Genomic DNA, 15,192 nt, shown 5'->3' with positions numbered 1-15,192 from the left:
ACGCTTCAGGATCGAGGGTCAAAAGCGTCACGTAACGCTTCGCCGATGAATACCAGCAAGGAGAGGATCAGCGCCAGGGTAAAGAACGCGGTCAACCCGAGCCACGGTGCTTGCAGGTTCTGCTTGCCCTGACCGATCAGTTCACCCAGCGAAGCGCTGCCGGCCGGCATGCCGAAGCCGAGGAAATCCAGCGCGGTCAACGTCGAAATCGCCCCGGTCAGAATGAACGGCAGGTAGCTGAGCGTCGCGTTCATTGCGTTGGGCAGGATGTGCCGGAAGATCACCTTGCGGTCAGTCAGGCCCAGGGCGCGTGCGGCTTTGACGTATTCCAGATTGCGCCCGCGCAGGAACTCGGCGCGCACCACGTCCACCAGCGCCAACCAGGAAAACAGCGCCATGATCCCCAGCAGCCACCAGAAATTCGGCTCGACGAACCCGGAAAGGATGATCAGCAGATACAACACCGGCAGCCCCGACCAGACTTCCAGCACGCGCTGACCAAGTAGATCGACCCAGCCGCCGTAATAGCCCTGCAACGCGCCGGCGGCGATACCGATCAGCGCGCTGACAAAGGTCAGCATCAAGGCAAACAGAATCGACACCCGAGCACCAAAGATGACCCGCGCCAGCACATCCCGCGCCTGATCGTCGGTGCCCAGCCAGTTCACCGAAGTTGGTGGGCTCGGCGCCGGTTTGTTCAGGTCATAGTTGGGCGTGTCATCGCTGAACGGAATCGGCGGGAACAGCAACCAGCCGCCGTCCTTGCGAATCAGATTCTGCACGTACTCGCTGCGGTAATCGGCCTGAAACGGCAGTTGCCCGCCGAACTCCTGTTCGGTGTGGCGCTTGAACACCGGGAAGTACCACTGGCCCTGATAACTGACCATCAACGGTTTGTCGTTGGCGATCAACTCGCCACCCAGCGTCAGGATGAACAGGCCGATGAACAGCCACAGCGACCACCAGCCACGACGGTTTTTCTTGAAACGTTCGAAACGGCGACGACCCAAAGGCGAGAGCTTGAACATCAGGCATTCCTCGCGGCGAAGTCGATACGCGGGTCGACCAGGGTGTAGCAGAGGTCGCCGATCAGTTTTATCAGCAGGCCGAACAGGGTGAAGATGAACAGTGAACCGAACACCACCGGATAATCCCGCGATACCGCTGCTTCATAACTCATGCGCCCAAGGCCATCGAGGGAGAAGATCACTTCGATCAGCAGTGAGCCGGCGAAGAACACACTGATGAACGCCTGAGGTATCCCCGAGACCACCAACAGCATGGCGTTGCGAAACACGTGTCCGTACAGCACGCGGCGTTCGCTCAAGCCTTTGGCACGGGCGGTTACTACGTACTGTCGGGTGATTTCATTGAGGAACGAGTTTTTTGTAAGGATCGTCAGCGTCGCGAATCCACCGATCACCAGCGCCGTGACCGGCAGCACCAGATGCCAGAAGTAATCGGCGATCTTGCCCAGTGTCGACAGCGATTCGAAGTTGTCCGACACCAGCCCGCGCACCGGAAACCAGTTGAGCGAAGTGCCGCCGGCGAATACGACGATCAGGAACATCGCGAACAGAAACGCCGGCATGGCGTAACCGATGATGATCGCCGTGCTGCTCCAGATATCGAAATGGCTGCCGTGGTGCACAGCCTTGCGGATGCCCAGCGGTATCGACACGAGATAGGTGATCAGCGTCGCCCACAGCCCGAGCGAAATGGTCACCGGCATCTTTTCCAGAATCAGGTCGGTGACTGTCGCGCCACGGAAAAAGCTCTTGCCGAAGTCCAGTTGCGCGTAATTCTTCAGCATCAGCCACAGACGCTCGTGGGCCGGTTTGTCGAAGCCGTACTGCTTTTCGATGTCCTTGATCAGTTGCGGGTCGAGGCCACGGCTGGCGCGCGAAGCGTTGCTTGAGGTCTCGCTGGCACCGCCGCCGACACTGGCGCCGCCAATGCCTTGCAGGTGGGCGATGGCTTGTTCCACCGGCCCGCCGGGCGCGGCTTGAATGATGACGAAATTGACCAGCAGGATGATCACCAGCGTCGGAATGATCAGCAGCAGGCGCCGCAGTATGTAACCCCACATCAGTGCGGCCCTCCGGGTCTGCCGCGACTGATTTTCTCGGCAGTCATTTGCTGATTGGTCAGCGGCGTTCGGCTGATTTCCCACCAGCTCTCGATGGCTTCGTCATTGCTCGCCTGCACCGTGGGAATGCCGAAGCGGTTCCACCACACGGTCGAAGTGCCCGGCGGGTAATAGTTGGGAATCCAGTAGTAGTTCCATTGCAGCACCCGGTCCAGCGCATGGGCGTAATGCAGCATGTCCGACTGAGTAGAGGCGCGGATCAGGCCGTTGATCAAAGTGTCGACTGCCGGATTTTTCAGCACCATGTAATTGTTCGCGCCCGGATCGTTGGCCGCTGCCGAGCCGAAGTAGTTGAGCAACTCGCCGCCCGGAGAAGTAGTAACGGGGTAGCCGGTGACGATCATGTCGTAGTCGCGACTCATCAGGCGATTGACGTATTGCGAGGCGTCGATGCGGCGGATATTGAGCTCGATGCCGATCTGCTTCAGCGTGCGCTTGTATGGCAACAGCAGGCGGTCCATGCCGTTCTGGCTGACCAGAAAAGTGAAGCTCAGCGGCTCGCCGGCGCCGTTGACCAGTTGATCGCCATCCGGTTTCCAGCCGGCCTGCTCGAGCAGCTGCAGGGCTTGCAACTGCTTGTCACGGATGATGCCGCTGCCGTCGGTCTTCGGCGCCTCGAAGACTTTGCTGAACACTTCCTCAGGCACCTGACCGCGCAGCGGTTCAAGAATTTCCAACTCTTTCGCATCGGGCAACTGCCGGGCGGCGAGGTCGGTGTTGGAGAAGTAGCTCTGCTGGCGGATATAGACGTTGCGCATCATCTGCCGGTTGCTCCACTCGAAATCCCAGAGCATCGCCAGAGCCTGGCGCACGCGGCGGTCCTCGAACATCGGCTTTTGCAGGTTGAACACGAAACCCTGCGCCGACTGCGGCGCTTCAGTGGCCAGGTGGGCCTTCTGCAAACGGCCATCGCTGAGGGCGGGACTGTCGTAGCCGATCGAGTAGCCGGTCGCGGAAAACTCGCGGTTGTAGTCGTAGGCGCCACCACGCAGCACCTGGCGGGCGACATCGGTATCGCCGAAATATTCGATACTGAAATGGTCGAAGTTGTAAAGGCCGCGACTGACCGGCAGGTCCTTGCCCCACCAGTCGCCATTGCGTTCGAACGTGATGCTGCGCCCGGAATCGACCTTGCCAACCCGATACGGCCCGCTGCCCAGCGGCGGTTCATAACCACCCCCGCTGGCGAAATCGCGGCTCTTCCACCAGTGTTCGGGGAATACCGGCAAGGTTGCGATGTCCAGCGGCAAAGTTCGGTTTTCGTTGCTTTTGAAGTCGAAGCGCACGGTCAGCGGTGCCTCGATTTCGACGCCTTTGACGTCGGCGAACTGGGTGCGATAACGCAGGCTGCCCTGGGTCATCAGCAGGTTGTAGGTGTAGCGCACGTCTTCGGCGGTAATCGGTTTGCCATCGGCAAAGCGCGCCTTCGGGTTGATGAAGAAACGTAGCGAAAGACCGTCGTCCGAACGTTCCATCTTCTGCGCGACCAGACCGTAGACGGTGTAAGGCTCGTCGAGCGAGCGCTGGGCCAGCGGCGAATACAGCAGGCCGTCGATCTGCGTCACGCCGATGCCTTTGTCTATATAAGGCAGCAAATGGTCGAAGTGGCCGATCTCGATGGCCGAGCGCCGCATCGTCCCGCCCTTCGGCGCTTGCGGATTGGTGTAGTCGAAATGGCTGAAACCGGCGGGGTATTTGGCCGGTTCGCCGTAAACGGTCAGTGCGTGTTGCGGGGCAGCGTTCACGCCAGCGGCGCCAATGAGAAAGGCGAGGGCGGTGAGCATCAGTGTGGGAAAAACCAGTCGCATCGTCAGCCTTGGAACGCAAAATCGATAAGCGCAAGTTGTACGCGAGCCACGCGCCACTCGCCAGCCGTATGTGTAACTGAAACGCAACGGCCCACCAGAAGGCGGGCCGTTGTCAGCAATCGGACGACGAATCAGTCCTGACGGCTGGTGACTTCCAACAGGTGATAACCGAACTGGGTCTTCACCGGGCCTTGCACGACGTTGATCGGCGCGCTGAATACCACGGTGTCGAATTCCTTGACCATCTGGCCTGGACCGAACGAGCCCAGATCGCCGCCCTGACGGCTGGACGGGCAGGTGGAGTTGGCTTTGGCGACTTCAGCAAAATCGGCGCCGGCTTCGATCTGAGCCTTGAGTTCGTTGCACTTGTCTTCGCTGGAAACCAGGATGTGGCGGGCAGTGGCTTTGGCCATGGGGAATTCTCCGAACTGTTTCAATAAAAGGTGGAGCGTACCGGAATCAGTCGGCGAATTCTCGGCAAAGTTCCATTCTGCGTTCCTTGCCCGATTCATAGATCCGCCGCTTGCAGACGCTGGGCATGTTCGACGTACAGGTCGATCGGATCCGGCGAGGGCGCTTTTGTGCCCACGCTCCGCCGCAGGCTGGCCAAATGATCCATTGGGTAATCGGAGCGGATCACTTGGCCGAGATGGCTACTGAAGCGTCCGACGAAACCGTCATTCTGTTGAGGTTCGGTGGTGAAATATTGCGACAGGACCCGGCAGGTTGCGTGAACCGGATCCAGCGCTGGCAGCCTGGATTGCGCAACAACCCCGCTCCACGAGTAGTAGCGCACGCCGTTGACTTGCTCAGGACCTTGCCCGCCCCAGGTTTGCGGCAGCCCTTGGGGAAATTTGTCATTGAATTGACCGACGCCGACCGTGGTCAATGCGTTGAGTGCGGCTAACGCATTCTGCGGCAATGTCACGCTGCCGCTCAGTAGCGACAGCAAGTCGGCAAATTGTGTCGCCACGTTCTGTGCGACGGCTTCGGGAAGCTTGCCTGGAATCAGTGCCCTGCGCAGGAAGTCGGCGAGCTCCGAGCCATGGTTCGGGCCACTGACGGAGGTGACCGAAGCGACGACGTCTGGCGCAAGCGCCGCGGCATAGCGCGCAGCGAGTGCGCCCTGACTGTGTCCTATGAGGTTGACTTTCTTCGCGCCTGTGCCTCGCAGCACGCAAGCAATCTGTGACAGCAGTTGCTCGCCCCTCATTTCATTGTCGTGGGTGGCCGAAAGGTGTGGAACAAACAATCGACATCCGGCTGTTTTCAGCGCGGACTTGACGTCATGGAACAGCTCGAAATGACCGATATGCTCGAACCCGAACAGACCGTGGACCAACAGGATGGGATAACGAGTTGTAGCATTCCGTTGCATGTTCTTACCTTTTTCGTAGAAGTTCATCGGGAAATCACCGGGCCACTCTAAAACACTCATCTCGTTGAAGAAGTACGAAGAGGCTTCACGTTGCGTTTGAAAATGGACTACGGGGCGTACGAAATTTCGGAGAGCTGTGAAATCCGAATCGGAAGTTCAGTGGGTCGTTTGTCGGCGTAACCGCGTGGCCTCTGCTGTTGCCTACTTTGCAAGTAGCGGTTACGCCGTTGTCGCGGTGGATTCGGCTGACATCCAGAACATTCAAAGAGGTCCTCAATGTAGATGTCAGTGTCGTCATTCGGGGCGGCACGTTTTCCAGGGAGTGGAAGCGAAAATGAATAGCCATGAAATCGAGTTTTGCTGGCGGATGCGCCAGCCGATGGTTGCCGAAGCGTCTATCGAACCTCTGGTCGCGCCAACGATTGACGGGCTCCAAGGGAGCGTGTTGGATCCTTCGCTGGCCAAGGCCGTCGTTCGCATTTTCCCTTATGCCAACATGAGCTGCGGCGATCAGTTGGTGCTGTACTGGGAGGGGCTGGATATCGAAGGCTTTGCCTATCAATACGAGAGCGTTCGATTCATCAGCCAGGCCCAGGTTGGCAAAGACGTCATCTTCGTCATCAAGGCGATGCATGTCGCTGCACTGGACGGGGGTTCGCTTGAGGTTTACTGGGCACTTCAAAGTGCGTCCGCACCCAAGGCAGTAGAATCTGCTCGCCTGCAACTGTCTGTCGGGGATGTTGGACCGCATCTGTTGGCGCCGCAGATAGACGGCGTTGTAAACGGAGCGCTGGAGCCGTCGCGAGTGGCCGAAGGCACCCTGGTGACCTTGCAGCCTTACGCTCGGATGTCAGTGGGCGACCGGATCATGCTGTCGTGGCATGGAGATGCTTCGCCCGAAATATTCACCGACTCGTTGAAAGTCGAGGCCTACGCCGTCGCGCAAAGTCTGTCGTTCTGGGTGCCGGGCAGCTACATCGAGGCGCATCGTGGTGGCGAGGTGGTAGTCGCCTACCGTGTTGAACAATGCTGTGGAACGATCCGAGCGTCGGAGCCTGCGACGATTTTCATTGGGCCGGCAGTGCGTGCTGAACTGGCCGCGCCAGATATTGTTGGGGCGATCGATGATGTGCTGTCGGTGAAGGACTCGATAGAGGGGGTTTCCATTCTGATTGAAGACCCGCTGGTGCAGGAAGACGAGTTGGTCTATCTCAAGTGCGATGGTGATTTTTTCAGTCATCGCGATGATCTTGAAATCACTCGGGAGACGGCCGGGCAACCGGTGAGTTTCATTGTCCCCCATCGGTTCTGGCGCGAGCACCACGGCACGACGGTGGAGATTGCCTACACCATCGAACGTCTGGACGACATCAGTCAGCAATCTGCCGTGAGGCGGATCAGCGTCGTGGCCTAGACCGGGGCGATGAGCCCTCCGCGCTCATGATGGAGCGGGAGGGCAATCTGCGATCAGGCTTTGGCTTGTGCCAGGCGCGTAGCAGCGTCGGTCAGCAATTGTTCCGTTGCGCTGAAGCCGAGGCAGCCATCAGTGATCGATACGCCGTAGCGTAGAGAGGTGCTCAGCGGCTGGCAGCCGTCGAACAGATGAGATTCCAGCATCGCGCCGATCAGCGAGTGGTTGCCACGCAGGCGTTGTTCAAGCACCCCGTTGAAGACGGCTGGCTGGCGCAGTGGATCCTTGCCGCTGTTGGCATGGCTGCAATCGACCATGATCCGGCTGGGGATCTTCAGTCGGCTGAGCTCGGCGCTGATGTTGGCCACGCTGGTTGCATCGTAGTTCGGCCCTTGATGGCCACCGCGCAGCACAATGTGGGTGTCAGCGTTGCCGGCTGTCTGCACGATCGCCGGATGCCCTTGGCTGTCCACGCCGAAGTGCCGATGCGGATGGGCTGCCGAGCGCATGGCGTCGACAGCAACGGCGGCGCCGCCGTCGGTGCCGTTCTTGAAGCCCACCGGCATGTTCAGGCCGCTGGCCATTTCGCGGTGGATTTGCGATTCGGTGGTGCGGGCACCAATGGCCACCCAGCTCAGCAGGTCATCAAAGTAGTTGGCGGCCATGGGTTGCAGGAGTTCGGTAGCGACCGGTAGTCCGAGCTGGATCATTTCCAGCATCAGTTCGCGCGACAGCGTCAGGCCGGTAGCCATGTCGTCAGTACCGTCCAGATGCGGATCGTAGGCCAGGCCTTTCCAGCCGACCGTCGTACGCGGCTTTTCGACGTAGGCGCGCATGACCAGCAGCATTTCACTGCTGACATCTTCGGCCAGGCGAGCGAGTTTGCTGGCGTATTCAATTGCCGACTGCGGATCATGGATAGAGCAGGGGCCAACGATGACCAGCAGGCGCGGGTCTTCACCGTCGAGGATGGCGCGCACCGCCTGGCGATGGGCATTGACCTGCTGATGCAGGGAATGACTGAGCGGTAATTGCTGTTTGAGCTGCAACGAGCTGGGCAGGCGCAGGGTCAGCGCTTCGTTGGCAGAATCGATTGTGGACAGCGGCAAAGCGGAAACTGAAGAGTTCATGTTCGGTCTTCCTGGGCGGATGGCGGGTCTTTCCCGCGCAATCGGCCCTACTGGGGTGTTCGACAAATGGCCGTACTGGCTAGGCATGTGTGTTTGCCACCTGTGGGTGACCGATCGGAGGCGGCAGGCTGTCCCGAGCGGAGGCTGGTAAATCGCCAGGCGCTAAAGCTGTCGTAACGGTAATAAGTGGCGTAGTTCATGGTGTAATCCTCGAAATGTGGTGTGTCGCTGAAAGTGATGGGCCTGAAAAAACAAAACCCCCGGTCGGGAGGCCGACCGGGGGTTGAGAAATCTCTGGTAGGCGACCCGTTATCATGGGCGCCGTTTGGGTATCAGGCGCGCCAGTGGCTAAACCAATACCCAAAATAAAAATTGTCTGCAGCGCAAGTGTGATTCACCCGGGCAGCCGCAACCGAGCGCAGGGCGCTGGTGGTGCAAGACTGTGGAAGGGTGTTGAACATGTGCTGTCTCCGTTGAATGCGCCGAGCTTACTCGACGCTGATACGCATCAGCAATCAGAAAATGCTATTGCCCGCCGCTCAAAACGACTATCACTGGCAACTCATGCAGGTGAAGGGCATTTTTGCCATTATGGAGAAAGCTGAATGAGTTACCGAATCCGGCATGCCACCCATGATGATCTTGCTTTTGCGCGGGATCTGACCTGTCGCAACATGCTGCGCTATTACATTGACCACGATCTGTTGTGGCAGGACGAAGCGTTCGACACGGGCTGGCAATATCGTGACAACCGGATGATCCTCCAGGGTGAACTGCTGATCGGCTTTTTCAGTCTGAGCGAGGATGCGCGAGCGCTGTACATACGTGAATTGCAGATTGATCATCCCTGGCAAGGGCAGGGCGCCGGTTCCTGGGCCATTGGTCAAGTTACCGAAATGGCTCGTCAGGCAAGACGACCGGCACTGCGACTGACAGTGTTTGACAATAACCGGGCGCAAGAACTGTATGCACGCAAAGGACTGCGCATCGTGGGCAGGGATGAGTGTTTCCTCAGGATGCAGCTCGATTTGAGTACAGCTGTGCTCTGAAACCCACAGCCGGCAAGCCCTGAATGATGAATTGAAACTTTTTAAATGCGGCTTTCCGCTAGGTCTGTCTGGCACTTTTTGCTAAGGTGTCCGGCATCCCAATAAGACCATATCGCGAGGTGTCTGCTTGATTAGGGTGCTAGTGGTCGACGACCATGATCTCGTTCGCACAGGCATTACACGGATGCTGGCCGATATCGATGGCCTGCAGGTGGTGGGTCAGGCCGAGTCAGGTGAAGAGTCCCTGATCAAAGCCCGTGAGTTGAAGCCTGACGTTGTGCTCATGGACGTCAAGATGCCCGGCATCGGCGGCCTCGAAGCCACACGAAAACATCTAATGACGGCGGCTGATTGCAAGGCTGCTGCCCGATCCTCTCTATGAGAGCGCATCGGGGTGTGATCTGAGGCTAAGTCTCGGGCAGCGGATGTGCCAACCGGTCGCCTTCAGGGTTACCCCTTCCGCCGAATGCCGGTTGAGCCCCGGCCAGATCAAACCCCGATGCGGAAAGACAGCGGCCTGTAACCGCCGACATGCATCAGGCATCGCTCTCAGCAAAGTAAGAAAGCGAGGCAATTACTTAGCAGTAATCAATCCACCGCAGAGGCTTTCCAGCAAATCCTGGCCGCCTTTGGAATTGAAAAATTCAGTCGACTGCTTCACTTCCATTTCGTACCGAGGATTTGTAGCAACATCACGGATGTGTTTCGCCATCTCGTCAGTCATGCCCTCTTTCTGCTCCGTCAGGAATTTTTCTAGAGTGATACCTGCTTCTGGATGTTTCTTTGCGCACGCCTGGGTGGATGCGACAGCCATAACCGCAGTGTTGTGGTCTGCGACAACGTCGGTGGTAGCCGAAGCTGGGACAGCATAAGCGAGGGCAATCACCGCGATGGCTGTCGCACTGCGAACTTTACTCAGAAACATTCAGATCTCCAGATCTCAATTATTTGGCATTGATGCCAAGACGTATCGGCCAAGCTCGCTGGTTCCTTTAGCGATTTAGTCATCCTCCCCCGACACCACCCGAATGCACTCCCCTCGGCGTCGAGGCCAAGATGCAGTTGAACGCCAAAGTTGCCGACCAGATCCTGCCCTGTCGCGGCGACGACCTTTACGGGCGCGCCGGCCCAGATTATCGGCTGGTGATCGTGAGCAAAATCACCGATGCCAGCAAAGGCATCGTGAAGATGCTGGAACACCTCGGCGTCAGAGTGATGGTGCCGAGACAGAGCTGGACCCGACAAGGCAACTGCCTGACCTTCAGCCTCGACCATTCTCTGCTGGAGGTAAGCGGGCACAAACCTTTCTACGACTGGTACATGTTCGACTGGAACCCGCCTGAGCGCTGCCAGGTGCCGGCTGGCGTGCCATCCCCTGTGCGCCTGACACCGTGGAAAGAGTCAGCGTTGAAGGTGCTGGCCCAGCTCCGGCGCCAAGGCTTCATCACCGCCAATCAGATCGCCAGCCACGGCATCGGCGTCAGCGCGTGGACGCAGGCACCGGGAAGCAAACCGGCATGGCTGGCAAAGGGCGCCGTGCGCGGTACCTGGATCGAAACTGAACATCTGCCGGCCTTCGACAAGCAGCCCCCGGACGTGTACGCCTTGGCCGTCCAAACCCTGGCCGCAACAGCGCCAGCAGAATTGGAGCTGTCGCCATGATCACCAAGTGCGCAATCGGCTGCACCCTCTTCTTCTGGCTTCCATTGGTACTGACCATAAGGCTGAATCCAGTGGCGATATCTTGCAAGCCAGAGATCAACTTGGGCATACGACGGTGGTTATGACCGAGCAGTACATCCGCAATCGAAAAGGCAAAAAGGTCATGCCTACCAAGTGAATTGCGGACCAAGTTCAAAATAGCGGACCAGAAACAAACAAGGGTTTGCATCAGCTTTCGCCCGCAAACCCTTGATTTAAGATGGTGCCCGAAGCCGGAATCGAACCGGCACGCCCTTACGAGCGGGGGATTTTAAGTCCCATGCGTCTACCAGTTTCGCCATTCGGGCGGTAGCGCGGTGTTGCTCTGTTCAGCCTTGCGGTTGGATCCTGACAGGATGTCCGCTTGAAAAGCCGAGCGGGGAATATATACATCACGTCCCGGTGAAGCAAGTTTGGAGTGCGCGATTTGAGAACTAAATATCGCTGACCGCGGAAAATCAAAAAGCCTCAGAAATCAGGTAGCTACGGAGTTTGCTTGAAGTAGAGGCCGAGGTTAGTGGCAAATCGCAGCAACCAGACTGGAAATTGGGGCGATAAACTCAAAAGATTCAGATGCTCACCATCACCTTAGCTGCACGGGTGACAGATGTTTCATCGATTGAGATTATGAGCAGGCAACCCAATTCTGGACGGGATGTCTACGCTAAAGGTTGGCGCCGAAGTCAATAATCAAAGGGTATCAGCACGCCCCCCTTCAACCACGATCACGCCGCACAGAACGTCACCAGAGCAGAGCTCAGGGATGTACAAGCAATCAGGAGATTTGATTCCATGCAAATGAGTGACACCGTTCTAAAAGCGTCTTTAAGCCAAGAGGAGCGCTCGGCGATCGCCGAGATCGAAGCGACCACCAATATCCTGCAGCTTGTCACCCGTCTGACCGGTACACGCTTTGCCGGAATCGCAAAATTCACGGAAACGGAATGGATCGTCTGTTCGGCATACGATCCGATTGAACTGGGAATAAACGTAGGCGATACGCTGGATCTGGAAACTACGCTCTGCAGTGAGTTTCGACGAAATCCTCAAGCCCTCTTCCTTCCACAAATCAGCAAGGATGGACGACTGTCGTCACGTCCTGTGGTGAAGCAATATTCGATTGAAAGCTACGCAGGCGCGCCTGTTTTCCTGCCGGACGGAAGACTCTGGGGTGCCCTCTGTGCTCTGGATTCAAGGGCCGTTCTGTTTGATAACCCGGATCTTGCGGACACACTGACGTTATTCGCACGCCTTATTGGCTGCATCTTTTTCTCGAATCTGACAGTGGAAGGCGCCAGCCATATCAAGACCGGAGCGTGTCTGACTGAGTGACCCTACACAAACGATGCGGAAAACCACACTTTTTCCACAAGCAACAAAAAACCCCGTAGATCATTGATCTACGGGGCTTTTGATAGTGGAGGCCGAGGTCGGAATCGAACCGGCGTAGGTGGATTTGCAATCCACTGCATAACCATTTTGCTACTCGGCCTCAAAGTATTTGCTGTCAGTAGCGCAACAACAAACACTGTACAAATTGGAGCGGGAAACGAGACTCGAACTCGCGACCCCGACCTTGGCAAGGTCGTGCTCTACCAACTGAGCTATTCCCGCTTGGTGTGGCGCATTCTATAGAATTAAGAAGCCCCGTCAACCCCTTGATTCAAAAAACTTTTATTTCTTTTCGACATCGGTCTTCAGGTGCGGCCAGGCGGCGCGAAGGTATTGAACCATCGACCACAGGGTCAGCCCTGCCGAGACGATCAGCAGCGTATAACCGAGCACGACCCAGAAGCTGAATGCCTTTGGATGAGCCAGCAGAATTACCAGCGCGAGCATCTGCGCAGCGGTTTTCCATTTGCCGAGATTAGAAACGGCCACCTGCGCTCGTGCGCCGAGTTCGGCCATCCATTCGCGCAGTGCCGAAATCACAATCTCGCGACCGATGATGACCGCTGCGGGCAGCGTCAGCCAGAGATTGCCGTGCTCCTGCACCAGCAAGACCAGGGCAACAGCGACCATCAGCTTGTCGGCGACCGGATCGAGGAAGGCCCCGAACGGTGTGCTTTGCTCCAGTCGGCGCGCCAGATAACCATCGAGCCAGTCCGTTGCGGCCGCGAAGGCGAACACCGAAGCGGAGGCCATGTAACTCCATTCGTAGGGCAGATAGAACAGCAAAATAAAGATCGGGATGAGCAGGACGCGTAGAACGGTAATCAGATTAGGGATATTCATCGGCACAACTGGCTACGAGGTGAAGGGGCATTCTACTCACTATGCAGGTTCGCATAAATCGACTCAGCGAGCTTTTTACTGATCCCCGGGGCTTTGGCGATCTCTTCGATGCTTGCACGAGACAGCTCCTGCAATCCACCAAAATGTTTCAACAGGTCACGGCGGCGGGTCGGCCCTACACCTGCCACGCCTTCCAGCGTTGAGGTTCGGCGGGTCTTGCCGCGACGGGCGCGATGGCCCGTGATTGCGAAGCGGTGCGCCTCATCGCGGATCTGCTGAATCAGGTGCAACGCGGGCGAATCGCCGCGCAAGGTGAACTCGTGCGCTGCATCATTCAGATACAACGTTTCGAAACCGGCCTTGCGCGTGGCGCCCTTGGCCACGCCCAAAAGAATCAGATCCGGCACCGCCAGTTCGTTCAGCACATCACGGGCCATCGACAATTGGCCCTTGCCACCGTCGACCAGCAGGATGTCCGGCAACTTGCCCTCGCCGTCCTTGAGTTTGCTGAACCGGCGGGTCAACGCCTGGTGCATGGCCGCGTAATCGTCGCCGGCGGTGACGCCTTCGATGTTGTAGCGGCGGTAATCCGACTTGATCGCACCTTCCGGCCCGAACACCACGCAGGAGGCAACCGTCGCTTCGCCGCTGGAATGACTGATGTCGTAGCATTCCAAACGTTGCGGCGGCTCATCCAGATTCAGCACTTCGGCCAGCGCGTCGAATCGCGCGGCGGTGTGCTGACGGTTGGCCAGACGCGCGCCCAAGGCTTGCTCAGCGTTGGTCACTGCCAGTTGCTGCCAGCGCGCACGGGTACCGCGCACCCGGTGACTGATGGCCAATTCGCGGCCGCGCAAGGTATGAATCCCTTCGATCAGCGCTGGAAAATCTTCATGAACCACGTTGACGATCAGTTCGCTCGGCAAATCCCGCTCGGGGCTGCTGATGTAGTACTGGCCGAGAAACGCCGCCATGACTTCGGAAACATCTTCCTCGATGCCGACCTGCGGGAAGAAATTCTTGCTACCCAGCACTCGCCCGCCGCGCACGCTGATCAGGTGGACACAGGCGCCGCCGGGGTTGACGAATGCGGCAATAACGTCGATATCGCCGGTTCCGCCTTCCATGCTCTGCTGGTCCTGTACCCGGCGCAGCAAAGCGATCTGGTCGCGCAATTCGGCCGCGCGTTCGAATTCGAGATTGATCGCTGCCTCTTCCATCGCGGTGGACAGCTCGTTGGTCAGCGCATGGCTGCGACCTTCGAGGAACATCACCGAGTGGCGCACGTCTTCGGCGTAGACGTCAGGCTCGACCAACCCCACGCACGGCGCCTTGCAGCGTTTGATCTGGTATTGCAGGCACGGACGGGTACGGTTCCTGTAATAGCTGTCTTCGCACTGGCGAACGAAAAAGGTTTTTTGCAGGATGCTCAGGCTTTCGCGTATGGCACCGGCACTCGGATATGGGCCGAAATACTTGCCCTTGGCCTTTTTTGCCCCGCGATGAATGCTCAAACGCGGAAATTGCCCGTCGGAGAGAAACACATACGGATAGGATTTATCGTCGCGCAGCAGGATGTTGTACGGCGGACGCCACTCCTTGATCAGCGTCTGTTCCAGCAGCAGCGCTTCGGTTTCGTTGGCGGTGATGGTCGTCTCGACCTGAGCGATACGGCCGACCAGTGCAGCCGTCTTCGGCGCCAGCCCGGTCTTGCGAAAGTAGCTCGCCAGACGTTTCTTCAGATTTTTCGCTTTGCCGACATAGAGCAGGCGCGCTTCGCTGTCGAACATGCGATAGACGCCGGGCCGACCGCTGACGGTTGACAGGAAAGCACTGGAATCAAATGTCTCGGTCATGGTCAGGCGCTGGCATCCACCATGCCGTGACGCACCGCGAGCAGTGTCAACTCGACGTCGCTGCTGATCGAAAGCTTTTCGAAAATGCGGTAGCGGTAGGTATTCACGGTTTTCGGTGACAGGCACAACTTGTCGGAAATGATCTGGACCTTCTGGCAGCCGACAATCATCAACGCAATCTGGATTTCCCGCTCCGACAAGGCATCGAACGGCGAATCATTGGTTGGCTGGAATGATTTGATCGCCAACTGCTGAGCGATCTGCGGACTGATGTAACGCTGCCCGGCGAAGACCAGACGAATGGCCTGAACCATTTCCGGCAGACCCGCGCCCTTGGTCAGGTAACCGGCCGCCCCGGCCTGCAGCAAACGCGTCGGGAAAGGGTCTTCTTCGCACACCGTAACGGCAACCACTTTGATATCCGGGTGGCTGCGCAGATGGCCGTCTTCGCACTCAACTACGCGCACGCCGCTGG

14 protein-coding genes, 3 tRNA genes and 3 pseudogenes are annotated in these 15,192 nt (G+C 57.9%); 7 read left to right on the top strand and 13 right to left on the bottom strand.

All coding sequences use genetic code 11. The features are described from left to right. Positions 1-5: 5 nt before the first annotated feature. The 5 genes from BXA01_RS03145 to BXA01_RS03125 form a co-directional block, all read right to left on the bottom strand. A complete protein-coding gene (locus BXA01_RS03145) occupies positions 6-1,028 on the bottom strand; it encodes an ABC transporter permease (protein WP_041478730.1) in 1,023 nt (340 codons plus the stop codon). Continuing rightward, positions 1,028-2,089: a microcin C ABC transporter permease YejB gene (locus BXA01_RS03140; RefSeq protein WP_039758569.1), complete on the bottom strand. Its 1,062-nt coding sequence runs from the start codon at positions 2,087-2,089 to the stop codon at positions 1,028-1,030. The genes BXA01_RS03145 and BXA01_RS03140 overlap by 1 nt, the downstream gene beginning before the upstream one ends. Further along, positions 2,089-3,957 (bottom strand): extracellular solute-binding protein, encoded by a 1,869-nt coding sequence (locus tag BXA01_RS03135; protein ID WP_076563183.1) that lies wholly within the window; start codon positions 3,955-3,957, stop codon positions 2,089-2,091. Before BXA01_RS03135 ends, BXA01_RS03140 begins: the two co-directional genes overlap by 1 nt. Before the next feature lie 131 nt (positions 3,958-4,088). Beyond that, positions 4,089-4,370 carry a peptidylprolyl isomerase gene (locus BXA01_RS03130; protein WP_041478733.1) on the bottom strand — a complete coding sequence of 94 codons (282 nt, stop codon included), beginning with the start codon at positions 4,368-4,370 and terminating at the stop codon, positions 4,089-4,091. A gap of 95 nt (positions 4,371-4,465) precedes the next feature. Further along, positions 4,466-5,335 (bottom strand): esterase/lipase family protein, encoded by an 870-nt coding sequence (locus BXA01_RS03125; RefSeq protein ID WP_076567631.1) that lies wholly within the window; start codon positions 5,333-5,335, stop codon positions 4,466-4,468. Between the two features lie 334 nt (positions 5,336-5,669). Here BXA01_RS03125 and BXA01_RS03120 point away from each other — a divergent pair, with 334 nt between their 5' ends. Then, positions 5,670-6,749 carry a hypothetical protein gene (locus BXA01_RS03120; RefSeq protein WP_076563182.1) on the top strand — a complete coding sequence of 360 codons (1,080 nt, stop codon included), beginning with the start codon at positions 5,670-5,672 and terminating at the stop codon, positions 6,747-6,749. 53 nt (positions 6,750-6,802) lie between these two features. On the opposite strand, the gene BXA01_RS03115 is transcribed toward BXA01_RS03120, so the two are convergent. Then, the gene (locus BXA01_RS03115) at positions 6,803-7,876 is read right to left on the bottom strand and encodes a 3-deoxy-7-phosphoheptulonate synthase (protein WP_076563181.1); all 1,074 of its coding nucleotides are present in this window, start codon (positions 7,874-7,876) and stop codon (positions 6,803-6,805) included. Positions 7,877-8,190: 314 nt separating this feature from the next. Between BXA01_RS03115 and BXA01_RS26900 the strand changes: the two genes are divergently transcribed. The 3 genes and pseudogenes from BXA01_RS26900 to BXA01_RS03105 form a co-directional block, all read left to right on the top strand. Then, entirely contained in the window at positions 8,191-8,481 is a 291-nt protein-coding gene (locus tag BXA01_RS26900) for a hypothetical protein (RefSeq protein WP_157115950.1), read from the top strand. Then, positions 8,482-8,925 carry a GNAT family N-acetyltransferase gene (locus BXA01_RS03110; RefSeq protein WP_076563180.1) on the top strand — a complete coding sequence of 148 codons (444 nt, stop codon included), beginning with the start codon at positions 8,482-8,484 and terminating at the stop codon, positions 8,923-8,925. It begins immediately after the preceding gene. Between the two features lie 127 nt (positions 8,926-9,052). Then, positions 9,053-9,283: pseudogene (locus tag BXA01_RS03105) on the top strand (response regulator); the annotation flags it as partial. Positions 9,284-9,499: 216 nt separating this feature from the next. Here the strand turns inward: BXA01_RS03105 and BXA01_RS03100 are convergent. Further along, entirely contained in the window at positions 9,500-9,850 is a 351-nt protein-coding gene (locus BXA01_RS03100) for a hypothetical protein (protein WP_041478739.1), read from the bottom strand. Between the two features lie 131 nt (positions 9,851-9,981). Between BXA01_RS03100 and BXA01_RS27230 the strand changes: the two genes are divergently transcribed. Beyond that, entirely contained in the window at positions 9,982-10,587 is a 606-nt protein-coding gene (locus BXA01_RS27230; RefSeq protein WP_231991010.1) for a hypothetical protein, read from the top strand. Between the two features lie 31 nt (positions 10,588-10,618). Next, positions 10,619-10,765, top strand: a pseudogene (locus BXA01_RS27460) (integrase); the annotation flags it as partial. Positions 10,766-10,847: 82 nt separating this feature from the next. On the opposite strand, the gene BXA01_RS03085 reads toward BXA01_RS27460, so the two are convergent. After that, positions 10,848-10,934, bottom strand: a tRNA-Leu gene (locus BXA01_RS03085). A gap of 490 nt (positions 10,935-11,424) precedes the next feature. Between BXA01_RS03085 and BXA01_RS03080 the strand changes: the two genes are divergently transcribed. Further along, complete coding sequence (locus tag BXA01_RS03080) at positions 11,425-11,958, top strand: GAF domain-containing protein (protein ID WP_164488345.1); 534 nt, start codon at positions 11,425-11,427, stop codon at positions 11,956-11,958. Between the two features lie 86 nt (positions 11,959-12,044). On the opposite strand, the gene BXA01_RS03075 is transcribed toward BXA01_RS03080, so the two are convergent. From BXA01_RS03075 to gacA, 5 genes and pseudogenes are all read right to left on the bottom strand, one after another. After that, positions 12,045-12,118 (bottom strand) — tRNA-Cys (locus tag BXA01_RS03075). 46 nt (positions 12,119-12,164) lie between these two features. Beyond that, positions 12,165-12,240, bottom strand: a tRNA-Gly gene (locus tag BXA01_RS03070). A gap of 60 nt (positions 12,241-12,300) precedes the next feature. After that, positions 12,301-12,861 (bottom strand): CDP-diacylglycerol--glycerol-3-phosphate 3-phosphatidyltransferase, encoded by a 561-nt coding sequence (gene pgsA / locus BXA01_RS03065; RefSeq protein ID WP_016774513.1) that lies wholly within the window; start codon positions 12,859-12,861, stop codon positions 12,301-12,303. Between the two features lie 32 nt (positions 12,862-12,893). Further along, the gene (uvrC, locus tag BXA01_RS03060) at positions 12,894-14,717 is read right to left on the bottom strand and encodes an excinuclease ABC subunit UvrC (protein ID WP_076563179.1); all 1,824 of its coding nucleotides are present in this window, start codon (positions 14,715-14,717) and stop codon (positions 12,894-12,896) included. A 2-nt stretch (positions 14,718-14,719) separates the two neighbouring features. After that, positions 14,720-15,157, bottom strand: a pseudogene (gene gacA, locus BXA01_RS03055) (response regulator transcription factor GacA); the annotation flags it as partial. Positions 15,158-15,192: the final 35 nt, after the last annotated feature.

This window comes from Pseudomonas sp. B10 (assembly GCF_900156235.1).
Taxonomy (GTDB): Bacteria; Pseudomonadota; Gammaproteobacteria; order Pseudomonadales; family Pseudomonadaceae; genus Aquipseudomonas; species Aquipseudomonas siliginis.
This window is presented reverse-complemented; position numbering and strand designations above follow the sequence as displayed.

Coding starts and splice junctions, on each gene's coding strand:
- BXA01_RS03145 (WP_041478730.1), bottom strand. CDS start 1,028: ATGTTCAAGCTCTCGCCTTTGGGTCGTCGCCGTTTCGAACGTTTCAAG.
- BXA01_RS03140 (WP_039758569.1), bottom strand. CDS start 2,089: ATGTGGGGTTACATACTGCGGCGCCTGCTGCTGATCATTCCGACGCTG.
- BXA01_RS03135 (WP_076563183.1), bottom strand. CDS start 3,957: ATGCGACTGGTTTTTCCCACACTGATGCTCACCGCCCTCGCCTTTCTC.
- BXA01_RS03130 (WP_041478733.1), bottom strand. CDS start 4,370: ATGGCCAAAGCCACTGCCCGCCACATCCTGGTTTCCAGCGAAGACAAG.
- BXA01_RS03125 (WP_076567631.1), bottom strand. CDS start 5,335: ATGCAACGGAATGCTACAACTCGTTATCCCATCCTGTTGGTCCACGGT.
- BXA01_RS03120 (WP_076563182.1), top strand. CDS start 5,670: ATGAATAGCCATGAAATCGAGTTTTGCTGGCGGATGCGCCAGCCGATG.
- BXA01_RS03115 (WP_076563181.1), bottom strand. CDS start 7,876: ATGAACTCTTCAGTTTCCGCTTTGCCGCTGTCCACAATCGATTCTGCC.
- BXA01_RS26900 (WP_157115950.1), top strand. CDS start 8,191: ATGGGCGCCGTTTGGGTATCAGGCGCGCCAGTGGCTAAACCAATACCC.
- BXA01_RS03110 (WP_076563180.1), top strand. CDS start 8,482: ATGAGTTACCGAATCCGGCATGCCACCCATGATGATCTTGCTTTTGCG.
- BXA01_RS03100 (WP_041478739.1), bottom strand. CDS start 9,850: ATGTTTCTGAGTAAAGTTCGCAGTGCGACAGCCATCGCGGTGATTGCC.
- BXA01_RS27230 (WP_231991010.1), top strand. CDS start 9,982: ATGCAGTTGAACGCCAAAGTTGCCGACCAGATCCTGCCCTGTCGCGGC.
- BXA01_RS03080 (WP_164488345.1), top strand. CDS start 11,425: ATGAGTGACACCGTTCTAAAAGCGTCTTTAAGCCAAGAGGAGCGCTCG.
- pgsA (WP_016774513.1), bottom strand. CDS start 12,861: ATGAATATCCCTAATCTGATTACCGTTCTACGCGTCCTGCTCATCCCG.
- uvrC (WP_076563179.1), bottom strand. CDS start 14,717: ATGACCGAGACATTTGATTCCAGTGCTTTCCTGTCAACCGTCAGCGGT.